This window comes from Bacillus sp. SRB3LM (genome assembly GCF_015712745.1).
In the GTDB taxonomy this organism is placed as follows: domain Bacteria; phylum Bacillota; class Bacilli; order Bacillales; family Bacillaceae_G; genus Bacillus_A; species Bacillus_A thuringiensis_K.
The window spans coordinates 68315-91999 of record NZ_VWVQ01000067.1; the positions used below are offsets into that span (position 1 = coordinate 68315).

Consider the following 23685-nt stretch of genomic DNA (forward strand, 5'->3'; position numbering starts at 1 on the left):
TAAGGTTACTTAAAGTTAAAAGGTATTTATATTATATGCTTGTCCTTTTTATTTGTGCATAATCAATATATAAACATCTTTAATCATTCTTAATAACTTTTAGTTATCGTTCTTTCTTACATTTTATCATTAAGAAATTGATTGAAGGTTTATTTGCCATGTTCTTATTTGGTTCATCAATTTCCGAAACTTTTACTAATCTATATTGATTAAAATCTTTTTTTATAGATTCAGAATCATAAAAGAACATTTTTACACCTTCCATTATCTCATAATAATCTTTATCCAACTGTTTTCCTTTTCCGTACATGGGAGCTTTTTTAGAAACAGCTGTAAAAACCATATATCCGCCTGGTTTTAACTGATTATAACAATCTTCAATAAATTTCTCTCTTTCCTGTTCATTCAACAAATGAAGAAGTGCATGACTAAATATCCCATCATACAGTTTATTATCAAAAGGCATTTCGTTTACTGAACCGTGATACATACTAACATCTTCTAGTCCGTTTTCTCTTGCTAAATCGATCGCTGTTTTCGAAATTTCAATACCTGTTACATTTATACCATTATCGATAAAAACCTTTGCATTTCTTCCATATCCAATACCCGGAACTAATATATTCTTAACGTTCTTTTCAAGAAAAAAATCTTTTGTCAAAATTGCAGATTCTGTAGGTTCAAATCCCCACATCGTTTGTTTTTCGATAAAACTTGATTCCCAAAATTCCATTATGTATCTATCTCCTTATTTTCAATCCATTTTTAGTATCACATTAAAAACTTATAAATTTTAACGCTGCGTCTACCTATGCCAAATTAGTTTTTTACCACATTCACTATAAGTCCATTGAATATAGCACAATTAAAAGCCTATATCTATTATAATGATTGGTTTAAAATCCACCCTATTTTATTAATCCTTACGTTTGTAGAAAAATAAAAAAGCCAATACTTCCGTTGAAGTGACCCCCGAAAGTTAGACAGGTCGTTTCATTAGGCAGCCTCTAGGGTATGAGCCCGGTATTGTACTGGGCTCATACCCTTTAATTTTGCCTTAATTCTTTTATGATTATAGTATTCTATATACTTTGCTAACTCTTGTTTGAAATGTGTTATACTTTCAAATTCTTTTCGATACAGAAATTCCGATTTCATGATACCGAAGAAATTTTCAATAACGGCATTGTCATAACAGTTTCCTTTGCGAGACATACTTTGAGTTATGCCACAATTCTTAAGAGAATGACGGTATTGTTTCATTTGATAGTGCCAACCTTGATCAGAGTGAATGAGGAGTTTATCCGGATCGGTTACACAATAAAGGGCTTGGTCCAACATCGTTGAAACAAGGGAATAGGTCGGTCTTGAACCAATTGTATACGTGATAATTTCACCATTAAATAAATCCAACATTGGTGATAGGTATAACTTCTCCCCAAATAACTTAAACTCCGTAATATCTGTAACCCACTTTTCATTTGGTTTTTCAGCTTGGAAGTTGCGATTTAAAATATTTGGTGCAATTTTCCCAACTGTCCCTTTGTAAGAGCGATATTTTTTCATACGAACCAGACATTTTAACCCTAATTCTTTCATAAGACGATACACTTTTTTATGATTTACTTTGTGTCCACGATTCATAAGTTCATCACGAATACGACGATAACCATAACACCCATCGTGTTCATTATAAATAGCTTGAATCAGTTCTTTTACCTCCGCATTTGGATCAGGACGATTAAAATGTTTCATCCAGTAATAGTACGTACTACGTGGAATGTTTGCGAGTTGAAGTAACTCCTTGATAGGAAATTCATGCCTTAACTCGTAGATTACTTGCGCTTTGTCTTGTTTGGTGATTTTTCTTTGTTTTGAACTAAGGCATTCAACTTTTTTAAATATGAATTTTCCATACGTAAACGCTCATTTTCCGCTTGTAAGGCTTCGATTGATCCTTCATCTACTGGTTTTATTTTTTTATCTTTCATGGTTGGACGCCCCTTTTTCTTTGATTGTAGGGCATCCAATCCTCCTGTTTCATAAGCTATTTTCCATTTCCGAAGTGTTTCATAAGACGGTATATTGAAAAGTGCCGCTGTTTCTCTGATAGATGTCCCGTGTTCATTCATATAATAAAGTACATCTAGTTTATACTGGGCTGGGTAGAATGTATAGCACTTTTCAAAGGCCTTTTCACCTGAAGACTCATATCGTCTAATCCACTCACGAAGTACGCTAGGGTTAACTCCTATAGATTTAGCAATTGTTTTTCCACTTTCTGTACCATCTAAATATCGTTTCACCGCTTGGATTTTTTCTTTTGAAGAAAATTTAGCCATAAAAAATGCACCTCCAATTGTTAGACTGTGTCTAACAATTGGGGTGCACTTCACGTTATAGTATTGGCTTTTTCTCACGAGAAATTATCTTTTTATATTGTACCGATCTAATACTTTTTCTAACATTTCTAAAGTTATTGGTTGTGCTTCTTTTATTAATTGATAACCAATACGACCATTCGGTTCCGCTGTAACTTGCTGTAAACTCTTTACGTCATGAATCCCTTTTTCTCTTAATTCCATATAAAGTTGTTGTTCCGACATTTTTGCCTGCATCAAATTCTCTTTTACAATCTCTCCGTTTTCAACAATTATAATGCTACTTCCATTTAAAAATTGTTCCACCTTCCTTGATTTCAATTCAAAGAAATGAATGATAAGTAATATGCTTGCAAATATGATAGCCGCAAATATAGATGGGACTACTTTTCTACTTAATACAGGTTCTACAATAATACGGCCAATTGATACAACTATAATGATTTCAGCTCTTGTCATTTGGCTCACAGATGTACTACCTGTCATTTTCAAAACAATTATTCCAGTAAAAGTTAATATAATACTTTCCAAAATTATATTCATAACTACCCAATCCTTTAATGGTGTATTTTACTATCATTCCCATCAAAGGTGTGTTTTACTTACCTATTAAGTTGTTAAATCCTTCAGACCATGATGGAAATAAAGGTGTCCATCCATACTCTTTACGTGCCTTATTATTGGAAGCTCCTCTTTCCCAACTATTTTTCCCATCTTGAACTTTAGGCTGAGGTGCCCCTATCGCTGCTGCATATATTGGTAACCATTCTTTACTAGTTGCTGGATAATTATCTACAATATTTACGATTCCTGAAGGCCAATTAAGGGCTAGCATAGTAGCTCTTGCAGCATCTTCAACATGTATAAACGAGCTTATCCCGTCTGATGCGATAATTTCATTATTACGAACTTGATTTGCTATTAATCCGTTTTCCGCATACCATGTTCCTGGTCCGTATAATGTGCCGTAACGAAGTATAACCGATTCAGGTAACTCAGTAACAGCTTTTTCTAATTTCAATATGCCATTAACAGTGACTTGCCGAGGCATAGAAGCAGTAATATGTAGTGAGTCTTTTTCAGTCGCAAATGTATCCCCTGATTCATACGCCCATGAAATACTTTGAGCGATTATTTTCTGTACCCCTACATTTTTAGCGGCATCGACAAGGTTACGAGTGCCTTTTGTTCTAATTTTTGCATTATCCTCAAAATTCCATGAAGACAATGACGTTAATTGATGAATAACTACATCGGGATTTGTTTCTTCTAATACAGAAAATACAGCCTTTCTATTAAATACATCAGCTATTACTGGTATGGCACCAATCTTTTTCATTGCTTCTACTTGCGAAGTATTACGGATCATCGCAAAAACTGTATGCCCATTTTTTATTAACATTGGCAATAAAGAACGTCCTATTACACCAGTTGCACCTGCTACAAATATTTTTATATATGTTCCTCCTCATTTAGTAATCATAAATGTGACGAAACATTTGTAAGGTATGTGACAAATATTTGCTTATTTTTTTCGTTATTCATATGAAACATATACTTTTAATGGTTTAATTATCCCTAAACTCAATTCATCAAAGCATTCTGTGAGTGAAGTATAATGTATTTCATGTTGAAAGATCTCTTCTATAAATGGTGTTTTTCCTATTTCTTTAAAAAACCAATCTGCATGCTTTTGATAATCGTATCCGTCACTTGATCCAATGATTTGCAATTCTTTCTGATAAAAGTTAGCAATTAATGTTAGTTCTTCTATATTACCATCAGACAGTATACATATTTCACCATTAGTTTTAAGAGCTTTTTGCAAAGTATGGAACCCACTATTTGTAGCAGAACATTCAAAACCATAATTATATGTTTCTATTATTTTCTCTTCTGAATCATATATGTTTTTCGCACCAAACTTCTTTGCAAAATCTTTTCTATTTTTATTAGGCTCAACAACATCCACGTGCTCAACGCCTACATAGTATTTTAAGAAATAACAAGCGAGTAAACCAATAACTTCCATTCCAGTTATAAGTACTTTTTCATCCTGTCGCGGGTTTAGTTTCAATACTCCTTTAGCGGCATCACACGAAAGAATAGATAATAAAGCAACTTTAGGTTGTATAGAACTAGGCACTCGAATTACTTTATAACCCTTAACTATCCCTATCGTTTCATGTCCATAAAAAGAAACTACTTTATCGCCTACGTTTACATGTGTTACTTTATTACCAACTTGAATCACTTCACCATAACTTTCATATCCAGTTTTTCTTGGATAAAAAGGATTCGTATCTGTAACATCGGATCCATTATACTGTGGTAACTCGGCCTCAATGCTTATCGCTCCTGCGATTGTTTTAACGATAATTTCATCGTCCTGTATGTCCTTAATTTCATTTGTTTCCCACTCAAGTTGTTTAGGCCCTTTTACAATTAACTTATATTGTTCCATTTATATCCTCTCTTTTTATAAAGATGTTATAAGTAATATTGTTATCCATCTAGATTTCGACTAAATTTATTTACCTAATAGATGATAAATTACCCTTGCCCAAGTTTATACCTTTAATGCTCCTGTACATTTCTGTTTAGCGTCTAATACTTTAAAATTACTATTCTGATAACATTTTAAGAAAAGTTGTTGCCGCCCAAATGAAATACGCAAGTTGTGTCACGATATACATCGTAATTTCAAAACCTGTAAGCTTTCTTTCCCTTTTTATTTTCTTTAAATATCTATAAAAACAAAATGAACATAAAATCAGTAAAACAATAGACATTTGATATAGATTTTCCACTAAAAGAACTGCCATTTATTTCATCACCTTTCCAATAAAGTGAAACTTTAATCAGTGGGGGTTTTGTTCATCCTTCACTGATTATCAGCCCTCACCAGTCGGGATTTAACGGGATAAAAAATATATAGTTCAAGCATATCATTTTAACGGAACGAATTACCACAATTTTCAAATTGAATAAACTTCCTAAGTAAAAGAAGTCACTTTTTGGAAATGTTTCAATACAATATTATGTAATTCAATACTCACTATATAATATTTGATTAGATTTTCTTTTACTGTACATGCTTAGGAGGAAGTTTTACATGCAATTGATTCATAACATACAAAAAACGTTTAATAACCTATGTAACTACGATACGGTCAATTTAATACACGCTATTCAATCATTAAATATTTCACTTCATAAAATATCTCCTTTTATTACTTCACCAGTTAATCTTGAATACGGAAGGAACGTTATCTATCAGTCTGAATTTGTAGAGATTTTAGTATTAAAATTCCCCAGCAAAGCAAAGACTTTTGTGCACGATCACGGAATATCTGTAGGATGTATACTAATAGTCAATGGTACGCTACAAAATATAACGTACGAAAATAATAGCGAGCGGATTGAAGAGTTTACAGAGGGAAATATTTTCACAGTAAAAAAAGATACTGTGCATAAAATGTATAACGCTACAGATTCAACAGCAATAACATTTCACGTATATTCCCCACCATTAAAAGATGTACAAATATATGAGTAGCCTTTAAAAGGAGGAAATATGCAAAATTTGAAGGATTACTATATAAAGAGCTTACAAGATGGTCGTAACGTTTGGCTCTATGGACAAAAAGTAGATGTAACTACAGACAAACATTTTGCAGGTACATTAAGTACCATTTCTAATTTATTTACATTGTTTGATGACCCCATACGAAGAGATTCTATTGGATATGTGAGCCCAAAAACGAAAGAATTTGTTCATACTGCATTTTTAGTTCCGAATTCCTATAATGAATTATTAATGAGAAGAACTGCATTTGAAACGTGGAGTTATGCTACAGACGGTGTAATGAGTAGATTATCTGATTATGCAAGATCGAGACTTACTGGCTGGTACGTATCAAGATATTTTTATAAAAAATTCGATGCACAGTTTCCAGATAAAATTACATCTTATTATGAAAAAGCGAGAGATAATCACTTGTTTTTAAGTGTAGTTCAACGTGACCCACAAATAAATCGTTCTACAGAATCAATATTGAATGCAAAAAATTTAGGGTTACTAAGAGTTACGAAGGAAACTTCTGATGGAATTTATTTAAATGGTGCAAAAATGGTAGGTACTGCTTCTCCTTATTCAAATGATTTATTAATCTATCCATTAGCAAAACTGACTGATACTCAAAAAGATTTAGCTCACTTTCTCATTGTGGCAGCCAATTCCCCTGGATTACATATGGTTTGTAGAGAACCATTTGCGAATGCAAACTCAAGTACAGTTGATTCCCCTCTTAGCTCACAGTACGATGAAATGGATGCACTATTAATCTTTGATAATGTATTTGTACCATGGGAACGTGTCTTACTGTATAACAACCCTGAAGCATTATGGAAATTAAAGTCAGATATAGCTTCTAGTAGTTTAGCTTATCATCAAGCAATTGTACGATTAGTAGTAAAACTAGAATTTATAACTGCAATTGCTTGTGAAATTGCTGAAGCGATCGGTGCTACTACTTATTTGCATGTTCAAGAGAAGCTTGGGGAATTAATTATGCAAATCGAAACAATTCGCGCACTTTTAATTGCTGCTGAAGTTGAAGGTACTACAAATGAAACGAAAACTTATTTGCCGAATTTTAAATATATCGAAACTGCAAGGAATCTTGGTTCCAAATATTATCCCCATGCAATAGAAATTTTACAATTAATTGGAGCAGGTGGGTTCATTCAACTTCCTTCGAGCTCAAATGACTTCCAGAGTCCTATAGCTGATTTATTGAAAAAGTACTTTAAAGGAACTAATATAGATGCCGAACAACGCACAAAATTATTTAAGTTAGCCTGGGATACCATCGGAAGCCCCTTAGGATCTAGACACGAATTGTATGAAAGATTTTATGCTGGAGATCCAATACGAAATACAGCTATGCAATATGTAAATTATGATAAAAATCACTTTAAAAAGATGATAAGTAAATATTTACATTGATGAAAAAGAGCACTCTTTGCTAAGAGTGCTCTTAAAAAATATATAATTATCCAATTACATATATAATTGCTCCGGCCACAACTGCTACTTTTCTCTGTAATGGTTTCATCTTATTCACTTTTATTTTTATAATTCAGCTTTATTACTTCTGGTATATACTTCCTATCATATTTTCTCGTATAGATTTCTCTATCAGGAGTAACTAATTGTAAAACAATCTCACCACAAACCCCATCTAGTATTTCAAATTCACCTTGTGCATTTGAAATACTGCGTTCCTTACTTTCAATTGAATCTTCATATATTTTCACATTAAATATAGGTTCGTTATTTTGATCTACGATAATACCTCTTGAATACTTAGCAACTGCTATGCATTGATCCTCTTTTTTATAATATGTAATCACAACAATTGCACCTGCCACTATAGCGCTACATACAAACAAGAGAATGATTTTGCGCCTCACAACGAACCTCCTAATTCAAATTATTCTTTTCTAAACTGAAAATTAAACTGTCTTAATTGCTTGATTTCCTCAATTACTTTACGAATACCTTCTTCAATCTTATCTTCTTTTACATTCGAAACATTTAATTTTAATAATTTTTCTTTAGGAAAATTCCTCATATAATTCTTATCAATAGTATCGACACTTATTTGCATGTCACCTAATTTTTGTATAAGTGTTTCTGTAACTGTGTTTTTCTGCATTTCTAAACAAGTGTGTATTCCAAATGTGTTTTGTCTATTATATGTAAATAATGATTGATCTTCATTTTGCACTTTTTCTAATGTTTCTGCTAGTTTTATTGATCTATTGTAGTAGGAAGAATTAATTTTACTTTTATGACGTTCAAACATACCGCTCTTTATATAAATTTCTAAAGCCGCTTGAGAAATCATTGGACTATCAATATCTAGTATCTTTTTGTATGTATAGAACGCATTTGCAATGGATGGTGGGATGACTGCAACTCCAACCCGTAAACCAGGAAAAATAATCTTCGAATAACTTTTCAAATATATGACATGACTATAATTATCCAAGCTATATAACGGATCTGCTTTTGAATCAGTTTCTAAATCTGCTAAATAATCATCTTCCACTATAAATACATTGTATTTCTTAGCCAATAGTGCGATTTTTTCTTTCTCATCTTTAGAATAAGAAGTTCCAAGCGGATGATGATATCTCGGTATCGTATAAAAGAATTTTATTTTTCCAGTTTGAAATATTTGCTCCAATTCATTCAAATCGATACCTTCATTCGTACGTTTAATACCGATTACAGGAACTTTATTTATTTCTAGATAATCAATATATAGATGATATGTTGGCTGTTCAATTAATACAGTTTCATTTCCATTCGGAAATGGTATAGAAGTTAATATAGCAAGCGCCTGCTGCACACCTGATGTTATAAAAATATTGTCTTCTTTCGTGAACACTTGATAATTTGCCAACTGTTTTTGAATGACTGGAATTAAAGATGGTAACCCTTTCGGTGTTCCGTATACGAACAAATCATTTTTATAAGTATCAATAGCCTTATTAATGCAATGCTGAAAATCTAAATATGGGAAAACATCTGGATCTGGTGCTGAAGAAGCGAAATCAATTATCTCGTTATTTTCTATGGTACTCCCAGATTTCTTAACAACGTAGTATCCACTTTGAGGGACAGAATATATAATGTGACGCTTTTCTAATTCATGAAGCGCACGTATAACTGTTGCCTTATTACATTCATATTGCGTAACGAGTGACCGTATAGACGGTAATTTCTTTCCTTCTTTTATATCTCCATTTTGAATCTTATTTTCAATGTCATTTAAAATATGTAAATACTTATACATATTACACCTCCTCCAGCAATTCTATATTTGATTCCATCGGTTTTCTATTCATATAGCATTCATTCCTCAATTAGTTAATTTTCCGATCATCTATATCGTAAATCCCAATAGCATATGAATCATTTTCAATCCATTTCTTTACTGCTTCTGTTTTAAGTACACCTTCAACTTCTTTTTCTATTTTCTGTCCAAGTTCTCTCGCCCCTACTTCATCATCGCTAATCTTAGTTTTTATATCAATGGTAACAGGTTGATTCTTTATATAATTTATTTGCTGAATACTAAACCCTTCATATCCGTTTTTTCTGAATGCGTCATCAAATATATGTCCAAAAACTTGATTCCATCTACTCTCTGCCTTTACAACTTCTCTATTTCTTTGAGTTATATTGATTTTATAAGCCATTACACCTTGTATCGCCAACCTTTTATTAATATCATTTTTTATTTCGTTACTATCTTCGCTATCAGCAATCTCTAAATCTACTATCCTTTCTTTTTCATCTCTTATAGCAGCACTAAAAAAAGATTCCTCCTTTACAGCTGCTGTAGCAATACCCATAACTATAGAATCTTCACTTTTAGATTCTTCCATTTCAGGCTCACAAGCACACAATAAAGCAATTGAAAATAAAATACAATCAACTTCTTTCCTCTTTTCATTGCACTTCCCTCCGTAAATTTTCATTTACGATAAACTTTTACTTTCACATATAAATACCTTCTATAATTTAACATTATTTCACATTTTCTCCTCTTAAAAAGGGAATTACAATTAATAAATAGAATATCTCCATGAATACATAAAAAGTGAGGGATATATAATGCAACGTGTAAATACGATTGATATTAGTAATGTACTACAATTAGAAAAAACTCTTTCGTCTTTATTAAACAAAATGATTTCTTCAAAACTAGACCTTGAAAATTGGTTAAAAGAGCAGTCAAAAATGATTTGGGAAATCGAAGAACAATTAAGATCACATTATATCGCCTTTCAATGTAATACGGATGATGAAGAAATAAAAGATACTTTTGAACATGATCAACAATTTGTAAAGCCACTTTTAAAGCGGTACCAAAATTTATTGGATAATAAATTTTTAGAGTCACCTTTTCGAATGGAATTAGATTCTAATCTATATGGTTTATTAGATGCAAAAATAAAAAATGCTCAAAAGTTATTTTGTGAGGACAATATCGAATTAGAAATAAAGGAAGACAAATTAGTCACAGAGTACTTTGAAATCACTGGAGGATTAAGTGCTATTTGGGACGGAGAAGAAAAAACGATAACAGAATTACAATCCTATTTACAAGATTCGAATCGTGACACCCGTAAAAAGGCAAAAACCATTATTTCTGAACAATTTTTATCTGTTGAAAAAGAACTCCAAAACATTTTAAATCAATTAATTGAAATTCGCCATCAAAAAGCAAAAAATATTCAACTAGAGAATTATCGCGATTATATGTTCAAAAAATACGAGCGTTTTGATTATTCAGCGAAAGATTGCTATGAACTAGCTGAATCCATACGTAAGTATGTTGTGCCTCTTAAAGATAAAATATTGCTAGAGAAAAAAGATAAACTGCAAATTGATACGCTTCGCCCGTGGGATGTATCAGCTGTAACTCCAGATCAAAAAGTACTTAAACCTATTGCAAATGAAAATGATTTAATTGAAAAGAGCACTCATATCTTTAATAAAATAGATGTTGAATTTTCAGCAATTTTAAACCGAATGTATAAACACAATTGTCTTGATTTAACAAGCCGCAAAGGAAAAGCAGCTGGTGGCTTTTGTGAGTACTTACCCGCTTCACAATTATCTTATATTTTTATGAACTTAAATTATACACAAGATGATATTATAACTTTTATACACGAAATGGGGCATAGCATTCATAACGAACTCATAAAACCATTAAAATTACGACAGTATATAGAAATTCCAGCTGAAACAGCTGAACTAGCCAGTATGACAATGGAATTATTCTCGCTTAATTATTGGGATACCTTCTATACAGACAAAAAAGATTTAAAACAAGCAAAAATTAACTTCTTTAAAGATGTTATTTCATATTTACCTGTTATGCTTATTGTCGATCAATTTCAACACTGGCTGTATGAAAATCCAAGTCATACTTCTGAAGAAAGAAATGAAAAATACTTACAACTTCAAAAACATTATCAGTCTAGCGTCATACATATTGATGGCTACGAAAACTGGATAGCAACGAGTTGGTTACCTGTACTCCATATTTTTGAAGTACCATTTTATTATATTGAATATGCGATCGCCCAACTTGGCGCTTTACAAATGTATAAACAATATAAAGAGGAACCTAAGCAAGCACTAGAAAATTATAAAAAGGCATTATCACTAGGAAGCTCGCAATCTATAAAAGAAGTGTATGATGCAGCCGGTATTCGTTTTGATTTTTCTGGTGAAACAATTAAAGAATTAATGCTATTTGTAGAAAAAGAATTAGAATTACTTGAGCAATTATAAGAAGAAAGCTGCACCTATATTTTTGGTGTAGTTTTCTTCTTTATTTTATTAATCAGTTCTATGTACTGAGAATCTCCATATCCGATTGTAGGAAAAAGATAAAACAGCTTTATTAATAATTCACGAGTTGATAAATCTTTATTTTTAGAGATGAATTTCATTACTGCATTATCTTCTGTTAACATTTCTAAAAATAAGCCTATAGCCTGATACATTACAGGTGATACCTTATGAGAGGTCTTTTTATGGTTTACTAATACTTCATTGTATATAGAAGAATAATTCCCCAATTCAAGTTCAATTTGATTTACTTTAAATTCATCCTCTCTAAAGCTATTTAAGTATACCTTCCCTTCATAAGCAGACTGTTCAAGGTGAGAAAGTATGGTAAGTAGGTTCATTTGGCAAAACATATCTTCACCAAACCATAGAACAATACATTTATACTTTTTCGTAAAAAGGTTTTCTAACGGATCTATAACCTTTTTTATATAACTTTCTACTGAACTGTTATGTCCTTTCGCTCTTGTTTTAATAAACTCTTCATTAAAAACTTGAGTAGTAGCCGAGTTCACACACATTGCCTCATTAAATGGGGCATAATCAGAATCACCCATTAGCTTTTCGTTTTTAAATTCTTCATAAATAACTTGACCATTTAATATGTTAAGTACCTCTTTATCAAATAGCTCACATTTCCTATTTCGTAACTGCTCAACCTCTATTTTTCTAGAAATATTCATATTAAACGCCCCTTCTTTATTTAAATTTAGTTTAACAAATGATTGAATAGGCATTTTGTTAAGTTGATATTCTCTTGGATTAATTCCAAAAACATTTTTACATATTCGATTTAGCCGTTCCTATTTATAGTGCGATAGAATATTCATTTGCTGGAAATGGGAATATCGTTGACTATGAGTATTCTATTACAAAAGCACTATTTGAAGGCTACCAAGAGGAAAATGAACTACCAAAAGAGATGATAGACAAGTTTCCATTATTTATTAAATTAAAGGAGATTTTTGAATATAGCTTTTTCATTATTTCCCCTGCGTTTATAACGCTTCTTTAATGATGTTTATAATGTTTTGTTTCGTTTGACTTAAATAATTGTTATTTTTAGTAGAAATTAATATACCAATCAGGATTTTAGAATTAAAGTCCTTAATCTTAAAAGATAGTATTTCTTCATTCAAAATTGTACCTTTCGGGATAATTCCTATCGCATTTTCAAAAAGCATTTCTGGAATGAGGTTTAAAGCACTACAATTGTAAATTCTTTTAAAAGATAAATTGTTTTCCGCCAAGAAAGAACTTACAGATTGATAGGAATAACAATTACTTTCTCCTACAATAACTGGATAATCTATAATATCAAATGCTTCAACGGATTCTTTTTGTAACAAAGGATGCTTGGGATTATTCACTACAAATTCAATCTGTTCATCACATATTGGGATAAATTTTACCTTTGATTTATTTTCATTATTTCCGCACACCGCAAAATCAATCTTATTATGTTCTATCATTTCTGATAAAAGTGCTGTATTTCCCACTACAAAATCACAATGTATATATGGTTTTTCAGCATTTAAAAACTTTAATATTATCGGTATTAACCTTTTAGCAACGGATTCTAATAGGCCTATTCTCAAACTTCCTTTCTCTTCATTACTAATACGTTGTGCTTGAGTTATAGAATATTCCCAATGTGTTAATAAGTTTTCTACTTCCTCTGCAAAAAGTTTTCCTTCTTCTGTTAATCTTGCATCCCATCCTCTTTCAAATAACAGAAAACCAATTTCATTTTCCAGCTTTTTCATATGTGTTGTTACTGTTGATTGTGCATAGTTTAATTTTTTAGCAGCTTGTGAAAACGTACCTTCTTCAATAATTTTTTTAAATGTAAGTAACTCTTTTATTTCCATTTCATACACCAACTTCATCGATTTTATTGATAATCAGTTAATATATTTTCAATTATACAAATGGAAATATTAGAAGTAAAATGAAATAAAAAGGAAAGGAGTCATCTACTATGCCATTTGTCACTGTTTATCATCCTGAAAAATTATCCGATAATAAGTTATTAAAAAATGTAAGCAATCAAATTCACCATTCGTTAATTGAACATTTCAATATTCCTGAAAATGATTATTTTCAAATGTTTTTACCTTATCCTTCTCATCAATTTTTTTATAATTCATCTTATCTTTTAAAAGGTTCGTTAAAACGATCCAATAATATGATTTATATTTCTATTACATGTGGACCTGGAAGAACAATTAATCAAAAAAAAGATTTATATAAAGCTATAGCCACTAGTACGGCTAATATTTTACAAATCTCTACTGCTGATGTTTTCATTACACTACACGAGACACCTATGGAGAATTGGTCATTTGGTCAAGGAATAGCTCAAATGTTAAATCAACATAATAACTAGATTTTAATTTTCCTTAAAACAAAATAAACTTACCGCTTTCTATAACTATATAGAAAGCGGTAAGTTTATTTTACTAGGAATATCGGAATGAAACTCTGATGTATGCACAATTGAAAATGTATATCCTTGCTCAATAAATGATACTTCATTACATTTACATTCAAATGATACACCATTTTTCTTAAAGTTATTTTGGATTCGCTGTAAAAATGCGACGTCTGGTGTTCCGAAAGAAACGTGTACTTTCGGTGATAGAGCTTTCATCGCGATTGGAATCCAAGGTCGCTGCCACCAAGTTGCGACGACATAAGCAGTGCCACCAACTACAAAATTAAAAATATCCCCGTCTTCCATCGTTTTCATATTTAGATTTGATTTCAGCCATTCCCTAAAAATAGGTACACTTTTAACAGGAAGACCAATTTCCCTTACATATAAAATGTTTAAAGGTGACTGCGGTACTAATACATCTTCTTTAACATAACTATGCGCGATAATTTCGAGTAGATTTCCATCTCCGTCTTTAAAGTATAAATTGAATCGACCATCCTCTTCATCAATTATATGACCATCTTTCCATTTCGCAATGAGTAATCCAGACTCCTCAAGCCATCTTGCTGTTTCATGAAATTTTGAATATGGGATTTCAAAAGCAAAATGTGCAGGTGCAATTGGTTCATACACTTCTTGAAAACTAATTGTTGTATAAGGTGTTACTTCAAATTGAATGAAAGATGCTGTTTCTTTTTTTATTGGAAAAGATAATATGTCCTTATAAACTTGTTTTACCCCTTCTATGGAAACCGTTTGTAGTTTTATATCTGATATATGTGTAATCACTTTACATTCCCCTCATTTCTTATTATCTATTCGTATTGTATTACACTTATAAATAGATAAAATCAAACGGAAGGATGGATTTTTCATATAGAAACTACAACTTTAGTATGAATATGTTAGCTCCAATTATTTTTTATTTCCACTATAACAATTTCTGGTTTATCCCAGTGCAACATGTGTGTAGTATCAGGAATTACTTTTACTATACTGTCCGTTTTCTCTTTGAAAACATTTACTGTCTTATCTCTATAATCCGCCCAAACTTGTGGGACTGTAGCTCGAAGTAATACAATATTAGCCGGTAGCTTCTCATATATATCTATCGTTTCATCTTTATGCATACCTCTTATTATATTACTAGCTGTATTCCCCCTGGCATGCCACCATACTTTATTATCCATTTCGATCCCTAGATCCTTTACAGCAACTTCTAACAATGAAGACCACCTAGTATAAGCTGCTTTTTCACTTTTGAAAAATTCGTCCCAATTATTAAAAACGTATTCATCAAAGTCCTTTTCATAATAAGCAATTTCTTCTTCCAACGTTTCTTCTTTAAGCCTTTTTGTTTGATATCCACCATCAATAAGAATACTTCCTTGTACTTTTTCTGGATGATTTAACAAATAAAATAACGCTACAAAACTTCCCCATGAATGTGATAGAAAATAGAAGTATTCGATTCTCAATTCATTTATTATTTCATTTAACCAATTTGCTAAATTGTGCATCTCATAATCTTCTGTTCTTTCAAATGGGGGTGTTTTACCGTGTCCAGGTGCATCAACGGAGATAAATCTATACTCTTCTTTTAATTCCTCAGCAATTTCTATAAAACTTAAACTCGTACTACCTAATCCATGTAAACAAAAGATAACGGGCTTCTCATTATTCCCCCATTCAGTAATATGTACATTTATTTTTTCATTGCTAATATAGTAACGTTTCAAAACATTTATCCTCCATATTTTGATTTTTTAATTTACACTTTATTTATTTCTATTATTTTCAAGTATTTCCTGTATTCTTTTCCACACAAAAAGTTGCTTTTCTTTAAATGAAAAGCAGCTTTTACACTAAAATACATTATAATTTAACAGCAATAATCATAAATCTTTTTGAATTCGTACGAATCCCTTTTTCAGAACTATTTGTTTCAATGAACTTTTGTAAAATAGTAAAATCCTCTTCCTCTTCTCCAAATCTAGGAATAATAGGTGTATGTTTTAATAAGAAAATAAGATCTTCAGGCGTACTGTAATAATCAGTAACATCATATTCGCGTACTTGCACGAGATCAAATCCTGCACTAATAAGTTTATCCATATACTTTTCTTTTAAAGTGCCATCTCGTTCACCTAAGCATTGTCCTCTGCCAAATGCTTCTTTCAAGTTTAATTTATCATTCTCACTTACTTGTTGTGTTAAGAAAAAGGCACCCTTTTTCATTACTTTCGCTAACTCAGATGCCAGAAACGGGGCATGACAACTTGAAGCAATATCAAAATGTGCATGTGGAAATGTTAAAGCTTCAGAACCCATTTGAAGAAACTCAACATTTTGTACACCTGATTTTTTCAAGTTAGAATGTGCCGTTGCAATCATACCGTTAGAATTATCAATTCCAATCAACAATTTAGCTGATGATGCTATGTTAAGTACATTTTCTCCTCCGCCTGTACCAACATCAAGTAAAATATGTGATGGTTTACACCTTTCTTTTACCTCACTATAAAAGTCCCATGTATCTCCTACAGTTTCACATTTTATTTTGCTAAAATCCCATCCATTTAATCTTCCTACTTTATCATAGAAGCTTTTATACTCTAATTCGTTCATCTTATTACTTCCCCTTTGTAAAAATAAATTAAATATGTATAATAACCTACGACACTCCTTAATTATATATTATAAAATACAAATTATTAAAACAATATTTCCCTTCACACTACAATAAGTTTACATAACATTTTTATGGTTTATCTTTATCTATATATTCTAAATGCCCTCTTCCCCAACTACACATACTATCCAAAACAGTACTGACTGTTTTTCCATGTTCAGTTAAGCTATATTCTACTTTAGGTGGTATTTCTTGATAATGCTTATGAATCTTATAAATCTCTTTCTCTTGTAAAAAGGCCTGGCCATAATAATGAAATTGCACATACTGTTCTATATTTAATGCAAAATAGTTTTACTACGGGTAATGTATTATTTCCAGATGGAGGGTACACATATCATTAAATTATTAGCAACAAAAGCCCCTTATTACAGTGGCTTTTGTTGCTAATAATTTAAACATCGCTGAAGTAATATAGGATTCTCTTTTATTAGTTCTGCTAACAACACTAATTGCGGAAAAGGTCATAAGATTAACTCTTTATCCAGCAACCCCTTTTGTTCTCGAATCATTCCGCCTCATCCAATAAAAGCCGCCCTAATTTCTATTCCCTACACTTTTATATAAAATCAATATTATAAAGTAGGATTCAACAACTTCTTACAGAATTCTATATTTAATACGTATTGGACGGATTATTTTCAAGTTCCTCTATAAAAAAGGGAGGTCATACAATTGTGAAATTTGTACAAGAACAAAGATTAACTGTCAAGACAACTTTTTCAAAAGAATACAAGATTTTTATTTTGGGTTTACTCATTTCACGAATCGGGGATTTACTATATACTTTTGCACTGCCTTGGATTGCCTATCAATTAACTGGTTCAGCTGTAATTATGAGTTCTTTATTTGCTGTAAACGTATTGCCAATCGTTTTATTTGGCCCTTTAGTTGGTGTACTAGTTGATCGATATGATCGAAAAAAGTTACTTTGGATGGCGGATATTACCAATATTATTTTAGTAAGTCTCGTACCAATTTTACATGCATTACATATATTAGAAGTCTGGCATTTATACGTAATTACTTTTATCTTAGCAGTTATGTCCATGCTTTTTGATGTAACAACAGTTACAGTCATTCCACACATCGCAGGTGCATCATTAACGAAGGCTAATTCTTTATATCAAATGGTTAATCAATTGGCTAGTTTGTTTGGTCCAATCATAGCTGGGCTTTTCATATCTTTTATTGGCGGCTTTCAAGTACTTTGGATTAATGCTCTTTCATTTATTGCTACATTAATTGCTGTGATTATATTACCTTCTATGAAAAACTTAAATAAAAAGAATACTGATAAAAAAATATTGCAAAATGTACTAAATGATTTGTTTGATGGATTTAAATGGCTCAAAAATGATCGGTTAAATATAGCTTTGTCACTTCAAGCTATGGTAGGTAACTTTGGAGCAAGTGCTGTTTTAGGTGTACTTATGTATTATTTATTATCAACATTAAATCTTACCTCCGCACAAAGTGGTTATAATTATACTTTAATAGGAATAGGTGGGCTTTTAGGAAGCTTAATTGCCGTTCCTTTAGAAAAGAAATTTCGACGTGGTATACTTATTCCTTTACTCCTATTTTGTGGAGCGCTTGGATTAACATTTGCTTTATGGAGTACATATTGGCTTGCTCCCGGAATTGCTTTCGGTATCGCGATGACATGTAATATCACATGGAATACGATTGTTACATCAATTCGGCAGGAAACTGTTCCATCCAATTTGCAAGGACGTGTTTTAGGTTTTTCTCGTGTACTTACACGATTATCTATGCCATTGGGGGCATTAGTAGGTGGAATTATTTCAGCCTACAATCCTGTATTTATATTTGCTTTAGCTGCTTTTACTAAAATAATTGAAGTCTTTATTGCCTTATGTAGTCCGATACGAAAACTGTAAAGAGGAAAAATTATATATTTTGAGATATTAATAAAATAAAAAAAGGCATAAAACATGCCTTTTTTTATTACTTATTTGTTTATTGGATAACAAACTTCTGTAACCCACTTATTAGGATCGGATTCCATCGCTGGGCTCACATGATAAATATTAAACATCGGGCCTGCTAATTTGTAACCCTCTGTCTCAATCCATTTTGCCGCAGCCTCATTTACAGCTGTCATCTGTTCATAACTTCCATTAACTGTTATAGAAGCTACATGAGTCGATTCCATATTTTTAAATGTAACGTCTTTTGTATTTTCGTGCTTACCTAGAATACTTAGCTGTATTTCTATATCTACATCATTTTCTTTGTATTCACGATCATGGAAAACCGCAATACTATAACTCGGATGGGCAATACTAATATTTTTCATTTGAATTTCTTGCATTAATACACTCCATAAATCACCTTCGCAATTATACGATGGAATAATCTTTCTAACACTAGCTACAGTTCTTTCTGGAATTTCTTTTATTGAAACATGATAATTCATCTCAACAACATCCTCTCTCATCGTTTTCATTGAGTCTTCGAGGAGACGTAATTGTTTTTGGAGGTTATTCATGTCTTCTTTAATTTGAGCACTACGATTTAAAAATTGCTCTTTTATGCTATCTATATTATCGCATTCTATTATTTCTTTGATGGTAGCAATATTAAACCCCATAGCTTTTAATGTTTGAATTTGATTTACCTTTTTTAATTGGTCAGCTGAATAAAATCGATATCCACTCTGCTCATCGACTTTTACTGGTTGTAATAATTCCACTTTATCGTAGTGTCTCAACATACGTATACTAATGGAAGATAGTTTCGAAAAATCCCCTATTTTAAACATGATTTCCTCCTATAAGTTACATCTACTTTGAAGCTCAACTTCATCATAAACAATGACATTATGTGAGGGTCAACTATTTTTAACGATTTAAATAACAATTTAACATGTTATATTTATATAATTAAAAACCTATATTCCTGTTTTTATGACTACTGCAATTGATAACCATTAGTTATTTTTCTCAAGACATTCATAAACCGCCATCATATCTCGTTTATCCAACTCACGAATACGATTAAAAATTGGTATTTGCCCAACAGCTTCTGTTAATAAGCTCTCATCCACAACATCACTAACTTTTCCAGTTAACCACGTTTGTACATCCACGCCCTCGACAACTTCTTTTAACCCTTCGTCATTAATACCACTTGCATTACAAGTTACACATGGAATTGTTAGTTTAAAGACACCATCATGTAGATTATCTTCGGTTATCACTTTCTTACCTTTACAAAATGGACATGGATTACTTTTTTTAATTTTATTAATTTGGGTAACTATTTTTTTGTATCCAAACGCTTCGTATACATACGTAAGTTTTTTATATTTACCATTTGTGAAATACTTATCTATAATGTTTTCTCTCGTTTCATAAACATTAGGGAAATCACAAACAGTTACTTGATTATTAACACTAATGGATTCGATATTTCCTTTTATTTCACCCCAGAATGGTAAGACATTTTGTAACACCATTTCATAGTTTGAAAAGCTTGCTTGTTCTAATTCAAACATCTTCAGTGCAACTTGTGCTTTTCTTGGCAATAAAGAAACATCTTCTGTCAATGCCATATCGCCACCAACAATAGACTTCAATTTAACAAGTGTCGGTAAATCACCAACTGTTTTCACTACTTCATTAATAGGCTGATTAATTATTTCACGAATATCTACGTTATCAAATTTAAGTGGTTTATGATGATTTAAAACCGTCCCCTCGCAAATTGGACATTTCATCATTTTTTTTGAACTTTTAATTTCTTCTTTAATAGGTGCTTTTGAAATAACAATATATCCACCAATAATTGTATTAAATCCTACCCATGTTCTGCGTGTCTTTCCTTTTTTATCATAAAATAATTTTTCAAAATACCCGTACCAAAACGTATGCTTTTCTTCTTCTGACATATCATTATAGCTCTTTGACAAATCGTGATCAAGCTCATTTTTTATTTCTTCGAATAGAAATTCTATTTTTTCATGCTGATAAAATTTTAATACCTTCATGATTTCTGGATCGAATAGCCCATCCCAAAATGGAACACTTTTATCTTGAATGGCAATATCTTTATCAAAAACTTCAATTTGAAGACGTCCAGAACAAGATGGACAATGATTGTCCTGTGAATAGAAATCAAAACTTCTCGTATCTTTATTAATTGGATGAGCAGCTACAATATGATTAATTAATCCACCAATCTCATATAAGAAACTATATTGACTATATAAATGTCTTTCAAGATCAATAGCAATAACAGGTGCGATTGTATCAGATTCATATTCACCATAAATTAACCTAGCCATTGATGATAAACTTTTTAAAATACCGCCCTTATAAATATTTTCGGCATTTTTAAAATAGTTAATATGATTTTCTTCTAAATAGTGAACCCCTTTTTTCTGCTTAAGCATTGAAGAGATGTGTATTTTCTCTGTGCTATTCACATTACTTTTTTGACGATAGTAATCCTCATGATTGACAACATCCAAATGCTCTATAGATTCATTCTGCCTTTTTCCAAAATCAACTATATAATCAGAGCTTTCTAACATGTAACGATTATGCTCAATCATAATGATCGAAACTGATTCATCTTGCAGAATACCTCTAATACTATCGATAAATTGATTTAAAATATTTTGTGATAAACCTTTTGAAGGCTCATCAAAAATAAATAATGTATGTGGATTTCTAGTGTTTGCAAATAATTCCGAAACTAAATGAACACATTGAAACTCACCTGTCGATAATGTTTGTGTTTTTCTCTCTAATGTTAAATAGCCAAGCCCTAATTTAATTAGTAGGCTCAAACGTTTATAAGCGATATCTTCATTTGGAAGTTCATCAATAATATCCTCAATCGAGCGCTCAAAAATATCATCAATGTCTTCACTATACTTTGTCAGTTTCTTTTTAATATCTAGGAAAGTTGCTACAGTTGATCGACTTGTAATTGATTGATTTCGGTCTTGTCCTACCATAACTAATTTATCTTTTGGATATCGTTTCAAAAAATCTGTAGCTAGACATTCGTTGACAAGTGTAGATTTCCCACATCCTGATTCTCCTGTAACTGTTACAAGCCTGTTTTTAGGAATTTGAAACTCAGCCATTTGGATATTACGGCAATATAAATCATAGAATGTATAATATTCTGTTGGTATTTCTTTATTTCGATCCCACAGTATTGACTTTGGTCTTGGTGATTCTTCCACAATTTTCCCGCCATATTTTCCGCTACCAGGTCCAAAGAACAATTGCTCATCAGTTGTATCTAGTACTGTATCTGAATGATCAATAAGCCAAATTTGATTTTTACACCCTAATCGTTTAATCTCTTCTAAAATTTGTAATAAAGTTTCATGATCAAGTCCAACTGAAATCTCATCAATAATAATTACAGCATTTTCACTTACTGCCATGAATTCGGCCAAATAAAGTCGTGTTAACTCTCCACCTGATAACGTACCCATAATTCGATTTAATGTTAAATAACCAATGTTCATATTAATAATATTTTGCAGTATATGCTGTTTTTCTTCACTAATATTTAACTCTTTTGCTAGTGAAAGAATAGATTCAATACTTAAATCATTAATATTTGAGATTGAATGTGGCTTGTCCAACAAATCAATTTCATGTTGTTCAATTTCTTCACTATAACGTTTTCCCTTACATTTTTTACACTCAACATTTTTTGTAGTACCACGGCCTTTACAACCAGTACACCAGCCTAATTGATTATTAAATGAAAAGACCTCTGGAGAAAGATTAAATACCTCAGCAAGTTTTTCCCGAACCTCTGTAAAAACACCAGTATGAGTACCAATCGTTGAACGCGGATTAGACGAAATCGATGATTTTCCTAGAAAAAGTACTAAAGGTATTTCTTCCATCTTAATGGCACTAAAATTTGTTTCCATAATGTTAGGAAATAAATATTGATATTCAGCCTTTGGCAATAAAGAAACTAATCGTTTTTTTGATTCTTCACCAATTGTTTGGCAAAAAGTTGTTTTACCCGATCCAGATAAACCAGCAATTCCAAACGATTTATTAAACGGTATAGTTGCATCTAATTTATTTATGTTATTAGCAATTAATTGATTTACTTTCATATTAACCTCTATTCTTATTTATTCACAAAAGCATTTTTACAATATAATAATTACATAATGAATATTACCTATTATGCAATTATCCTCTCGCTTCATGAATCTTATCCTTGTATATTTCAAACCATTGTTGCCATTCATCTTTAGAAAATTCTTTCTCTTCTCCTTTTAAAACGTAAGAAAAAAGATTTAAACAAATATGCCAACCAGCTATATCTCTCGGTGTATGATCTGTTAATTCATGAATGTACTCTTTAAGAAGTAAAAGAGTACCATTTTCCTCTTTATGTATTTCAAATCGGACACGGTCTTTATCCCAAGTAAATTCAAGTACTGAGTTTAGTTGACATTCTAAAATATCAATGTTTATGAATGAACCGTCCATCATGTCGAACTTTATTATTCCACCAGTTTTAAGGCTTTCAATCTGTAAATTGGACATCCATTTTTTCAGCTTACTGTTTTCTGTTAATACAGACCAAACTTCCTCTACCGTATATGGAAATTCGCGTTCAAATTTTACAATATATCCATCAGTTAGTTTCCCAATTTCAGCTATCATTTTGATTGCCCCCTTATACAGAATATATGTTCCCATTTCAT

Annotated in this window: 22 protein-coding genes and 4 pseudogenes; 7 read left to right on the forward strand and 19 right to left on the reverse strand. The window is 31.5% G+C overall.

Going from position 1 to position 23685, the window contains the following annotated elements:
- Positions 1–103: 103 nt before the first annotated feature.
- From F3I02_RS20170 to F3I02_RS20195, 6 genes are all read right to left on the reverse strand, one after another.
- On the reverse strand, positions 104–733 hold the full coding sequence (locus F3I02_RS20170) for a class I SAM-dependent methyltransferase (protein ID WP_196478325.1): 630 nt from the start codon (positions 731–733) through the stop codon (positions 104–106).
- A gap of 263 nt (positions 734–996) precedes the next feature.
- Positions 997–2342 (reverse strand): IS3-like element ISBth10 family transposase gene (locus F3I02_RS20175; protein ID WP_085960089.1). Its coding sequence is split into 2 segments (ribosomal slippage): positions 997–1901 and positions 1901–2342, totalling 1347 coding nucleotides; the frame shifts between segments, so codons are not numbered across the junction.
- Between the two features lie 84 nt (positions 2343–2426).
- On the reverse strand, positions 2427–2924 hold the full coding sequence (locus F3I02_RS20180; protein ID WP_001021414.1) for a DUF421 domain-containing protein: 498 nt from the start codon (positions 2922–2924) through the stop codon (positions 2427–2429).
- Positions 2925–2979: 55 nt separating this feature from the next.
- Positions 2980–3837, reverse strand: a complete 858-nt coding sequence (locus F3I02_RS20185) for an NAD-dependent epimerase/dehydratase family protein (protein WP_072938510.1) — start codon at positions 3835–3837, stop codon at positions 2980–2982.
- An 81-nt stretch (positions 3838–3918) separates the two neighbouring features.
- Positions 3919–4845, reverse strand: a complete 927-nt coding sequence (locus F3I02_RS20190) for a zinc-dependent alcohol dehydrogenase (protein ID WP_196478326.1) — start codon at positions 4843–4845, stop codon at positions 3919–3921.
- 160 nt (positions 4846–5005) lie between these two features.
- Positions 5006–5206, reverse strand: a complete 201-nt coding sequence (locus F3I02_RS20195; RefSeq protein WP_000279697.1) for a hypothetical protein — start codon at positions 5204–5206, stop codon at positions 5006–5008.
- Between the two features lie 290 nt (positions 5207–5496).
- Here F3I02_RS20195 and F3I02_RS20200 point away from each other — a divergent pair, with 290 nt between their 5' ends.
- Together F3I02_RS20200 and F3I02_RS20205 are read left to right on the forward strand one after the other, a co-directional pair.
- The gene (locus F3I02_RS20200; protein WP_001176002.1) at positions 5497–5940 is read left to right on the forward strand and encodes a cysteine dioxygenase; all 444 of its coding nucleotides are present in this window, start codon (positions 5497–5499) and stop codon (positions 5938–5940) included.
- Between the two features lie 18 nt (positions 5941–5958).
- The gene (locus F3I02_RS20205) at positions 5959–7392 is read left to right on the forward strand and encodes a 4-hydroxyphenylacetate 3-hydroxylase family protein (RefSeq protein ID WP_196478327.1); all 1434 of its coding nucleotides are present in this window, start codon (positions 5959–5961) and stop codon (positions 7390–7392) included.
- Positions 7393–7502: 110 nt separating this feature from the next.
- Here the strand turns inward: F3I02_RS20205 and F3I02_RS20210 are convergent, their stop codons facing one another.
- From F3I02_RS20210 to F3I02_RS20220, 3 genes are all read right to left on the reverse strand, one after another.
- Positions 7503–7859 carry a hypothetical protein gene (locus F3I02_RS20210; protein WP_001253116.1) on the reverse strand — a complete coding sequence of 119 codons (357 nt, stop codon included), beginning with the start codon at positions 7857–7859 and terminating at the stop codon, positions 7503–7505.
- Positions 7860–7879: 20 nt separating this feature from the next.
- The gene (locus tag F3I02_RS20215; RefSeq protein WP_065228875.1) at positions 7880–9250 is read right to left on the reverse strand and encodes an aminotransferase-like domain-containing protein; all 1371 of its coding nucleotides are present in this window, start codon (positions 9248–9250) and stop codon (positions 7880–7882) included.
- A 70-nt stretch (positions 9251–9320) separates the two neighbouring features.
- Positions 9321–9845, reverse strand: coding sequence for a DUF4030 domain-containing protein (locus F3I02_RS20220; RefSeq protein ID WP_230876875.1), 525 nt, complete (start codon positions 9843–9845; stop codon positions 9321–9323).
- 229 nt (positions 9846–10074) lie between these two features.
- Between F3I02_RS20220 and F3I02_RS20225 the strand changes: the two genes are divergently transcribed.
- Positions 10075–11766, forward strand: a complete 1692-nt coding sequence (locus F3I02_RS20225; protein WP_196478329.1) for a M3 family oligoendopeptidase — start codon at positions 10075–10077, stop codon at positions 11764–11766.
- 14 nt (positions 11767–11780) lie between these two features.
- Here the strand turns inward: F3I02_RS20225 and F3I02_RS20230 are convergent, their stop codons facing one another.
- The gene (locus F3I02_RS20230; RefSeq protein ID WP_308018604.1) at positions 11781–12614 is read right to left on the reverse strand and encodes an AraC family transcriptional regulator; all 834 of its coding nucleotides are present in this window, start codon (positions 12612–12614) and stop codon (positions 11781–11783) included.
- Between F3I02_RS20230 and F3I02_RS20235 the strand changes: the two are divergent.
- Positions 12593–12802, forward strand: a pseudogene (locus F3I02_RS20235) (aminoglycoside phosphotransferase); the annotation flags it as partial. The gene F3I02_RS20230 and the pseudogene F3I02_RS20235 sit on opposite strands and share 22 nt — an antisense overlap.
- Before the next feature lie 22 nt (positions 12803–12824).
- On the opposite strand, the gene F3I02_RS20240 reads toward F3I02_RS20235, so the two are convergent.
- Entirely contained in the window at positions 12825–13697 is an 873-nt protein-coding gene (locus tag F3I02_RS20240; RefSeq protein ID WP_196478331.1) for a LysR family transcriptional regulator, read from the reverse strand.
- 110 nt (positions 13698–13807) lie between these two features.
- On the opposite strand from F3I02_RS20240, the gene F3I02_RS20245 reads away from it, so the two are divergent.
- Complete coding sequence (locus F3I02_RS20245; RefSeq protein WP_001117407.1) at positions 13808–14215, forward strand: tautomerase family protein; 408 nt, start codon at positions 13808–13810, stop codon at positions 14213–14215.
- A gap of 45 nt (positions 14216–14260) precedes the next feature.
- On the opposite strand, the gene F3I02_RS20250 is transcribed toward F3I02_RS20245, so the two are convergent.
- The 4 genes and pseudogenes from F3I02_RS20250 to F3I02_RS20265 all read right to left on the reverse strand — a co-directional run.
- A complete protein-coding gene (locus F3I02_RS20250; RefSeq protein WP_196478332.1) occupies positions 14261–15055 on the reverse strand; it encodes a VOC family protein in 795 nt (264 codons plus the stop codon).
- A 116-nt stretch (positions 15056–15171) separates the two neighbouring features.
- The gene (locus tag F3I02_RS20255; protein ID WP_196478333.1) at positions 15172–16005 is read right to left on the reverse strand and encodes an alpha/beta fold hydrolase; all 834 of its coding nucleotides are present in this window, start codon (positions 16003–16005) and stop codon (positions 15172–15174) included.
- A gap of 136 nt (positions 16006–16141) precedes the next feature.
- A complete protein-coding gene (locus F3I02_RS20260; RefSeq protein WP_196478334.1) occupies positions 16142–16894 on the reverse strand; it encodes a class I SAM-dependent methyltransferase in 753 nt (250 codons plus the stop codon).
- 133 nt (positions 16895–17027) lie between these two features.
- Positions 17028–17162 (reverse strand): annotated as a pseudogene (locus F3I02_RS20265) (winged helix-turn-helix transcriptional regulator); the annotation flags it as partial.
- Between F3I02_RS20265 and F3I02_RS20270 the strand changes: the two are divergent.
- Positions 17159–17302: pseudogene (locus F3I02_RS20270) on the forward strand (SDR family oxidoreductase); the annotation flags it as partial. The pseudogenes F3I02_RS20265 and F3I02_RS20270 overlap by 4 nt on opposite strands.
- A 42-nt stretch (positions 17303–17344) precedes the next feature.
- On the opposite strand, the pseudogene F3I02_RS34990 reads toward F3I02_RS20270, so the two are convergent.
- A pseudogene (locus tag F3I02_RS34990) lies at positions 17345–17455 on the reverse strand (NUDIX hydrolase); the annotation flags it as partial.
- A 180-nt stretch (positions 17456–17635) separates the two neighbouring features.
- On the opposite strand from F3I02_RS34990, the gene F3I02_RS20275 reads away from it, so the two are divergent.
- Positions 17636–18862, forward strand: coding sequence for an MFS transporter (locus F3I02_RS20275; RefSeq protein ID WP_098376315.1), 1227 nt, complete (start codon positions 17636–17638; stop codon positions 18860–18862).
- A gap of 71 nt (positions 18863–18933) precedes the next feature.
- Here F3I02_RS20275 and F3I02_RS20280 read toward each other — a convergent pair whose 3' ends face one another.
- The 3 genes from F3I02_RS20280 to F3I02_RS20290 form a co-directional block, all read right to left on the reverse strand.
- A complete protein-coding gene (locus F3I02_RS20280; RefSeq protein WP_196478335.1) occupies positions 18934–19746 on the reverse strand; it encodes a MerR family transcriptional regulator in 813 nt (270 codons plus the stop codon).
- 168 nt (positions 19747–19914) lie between these two features.
- Positions 19915–23085, reverse strand: a complete 3171-nt coding sequence (locus F3I02_RS20285) for an ATP-binding cassette domain-containing protein (RefSeq protein ID WP_196478336.1) — start codon at positions 23083–23085, stop codon at positions 19915–19917.
- Between the two features lie 79 nt (positions 23086–23164).
- Positions 23165–23644, reverse strand: coding sequence for an SRPBCC family protein (locus F3I02_RS20290; RefSeq protein ID WP_000559842.1), 480 nt, complete (start codon positions 23642–23644; stop codon positions 23165–23167).
- Positions 23645–23685 lie beyond the last annotated feature (41 nt).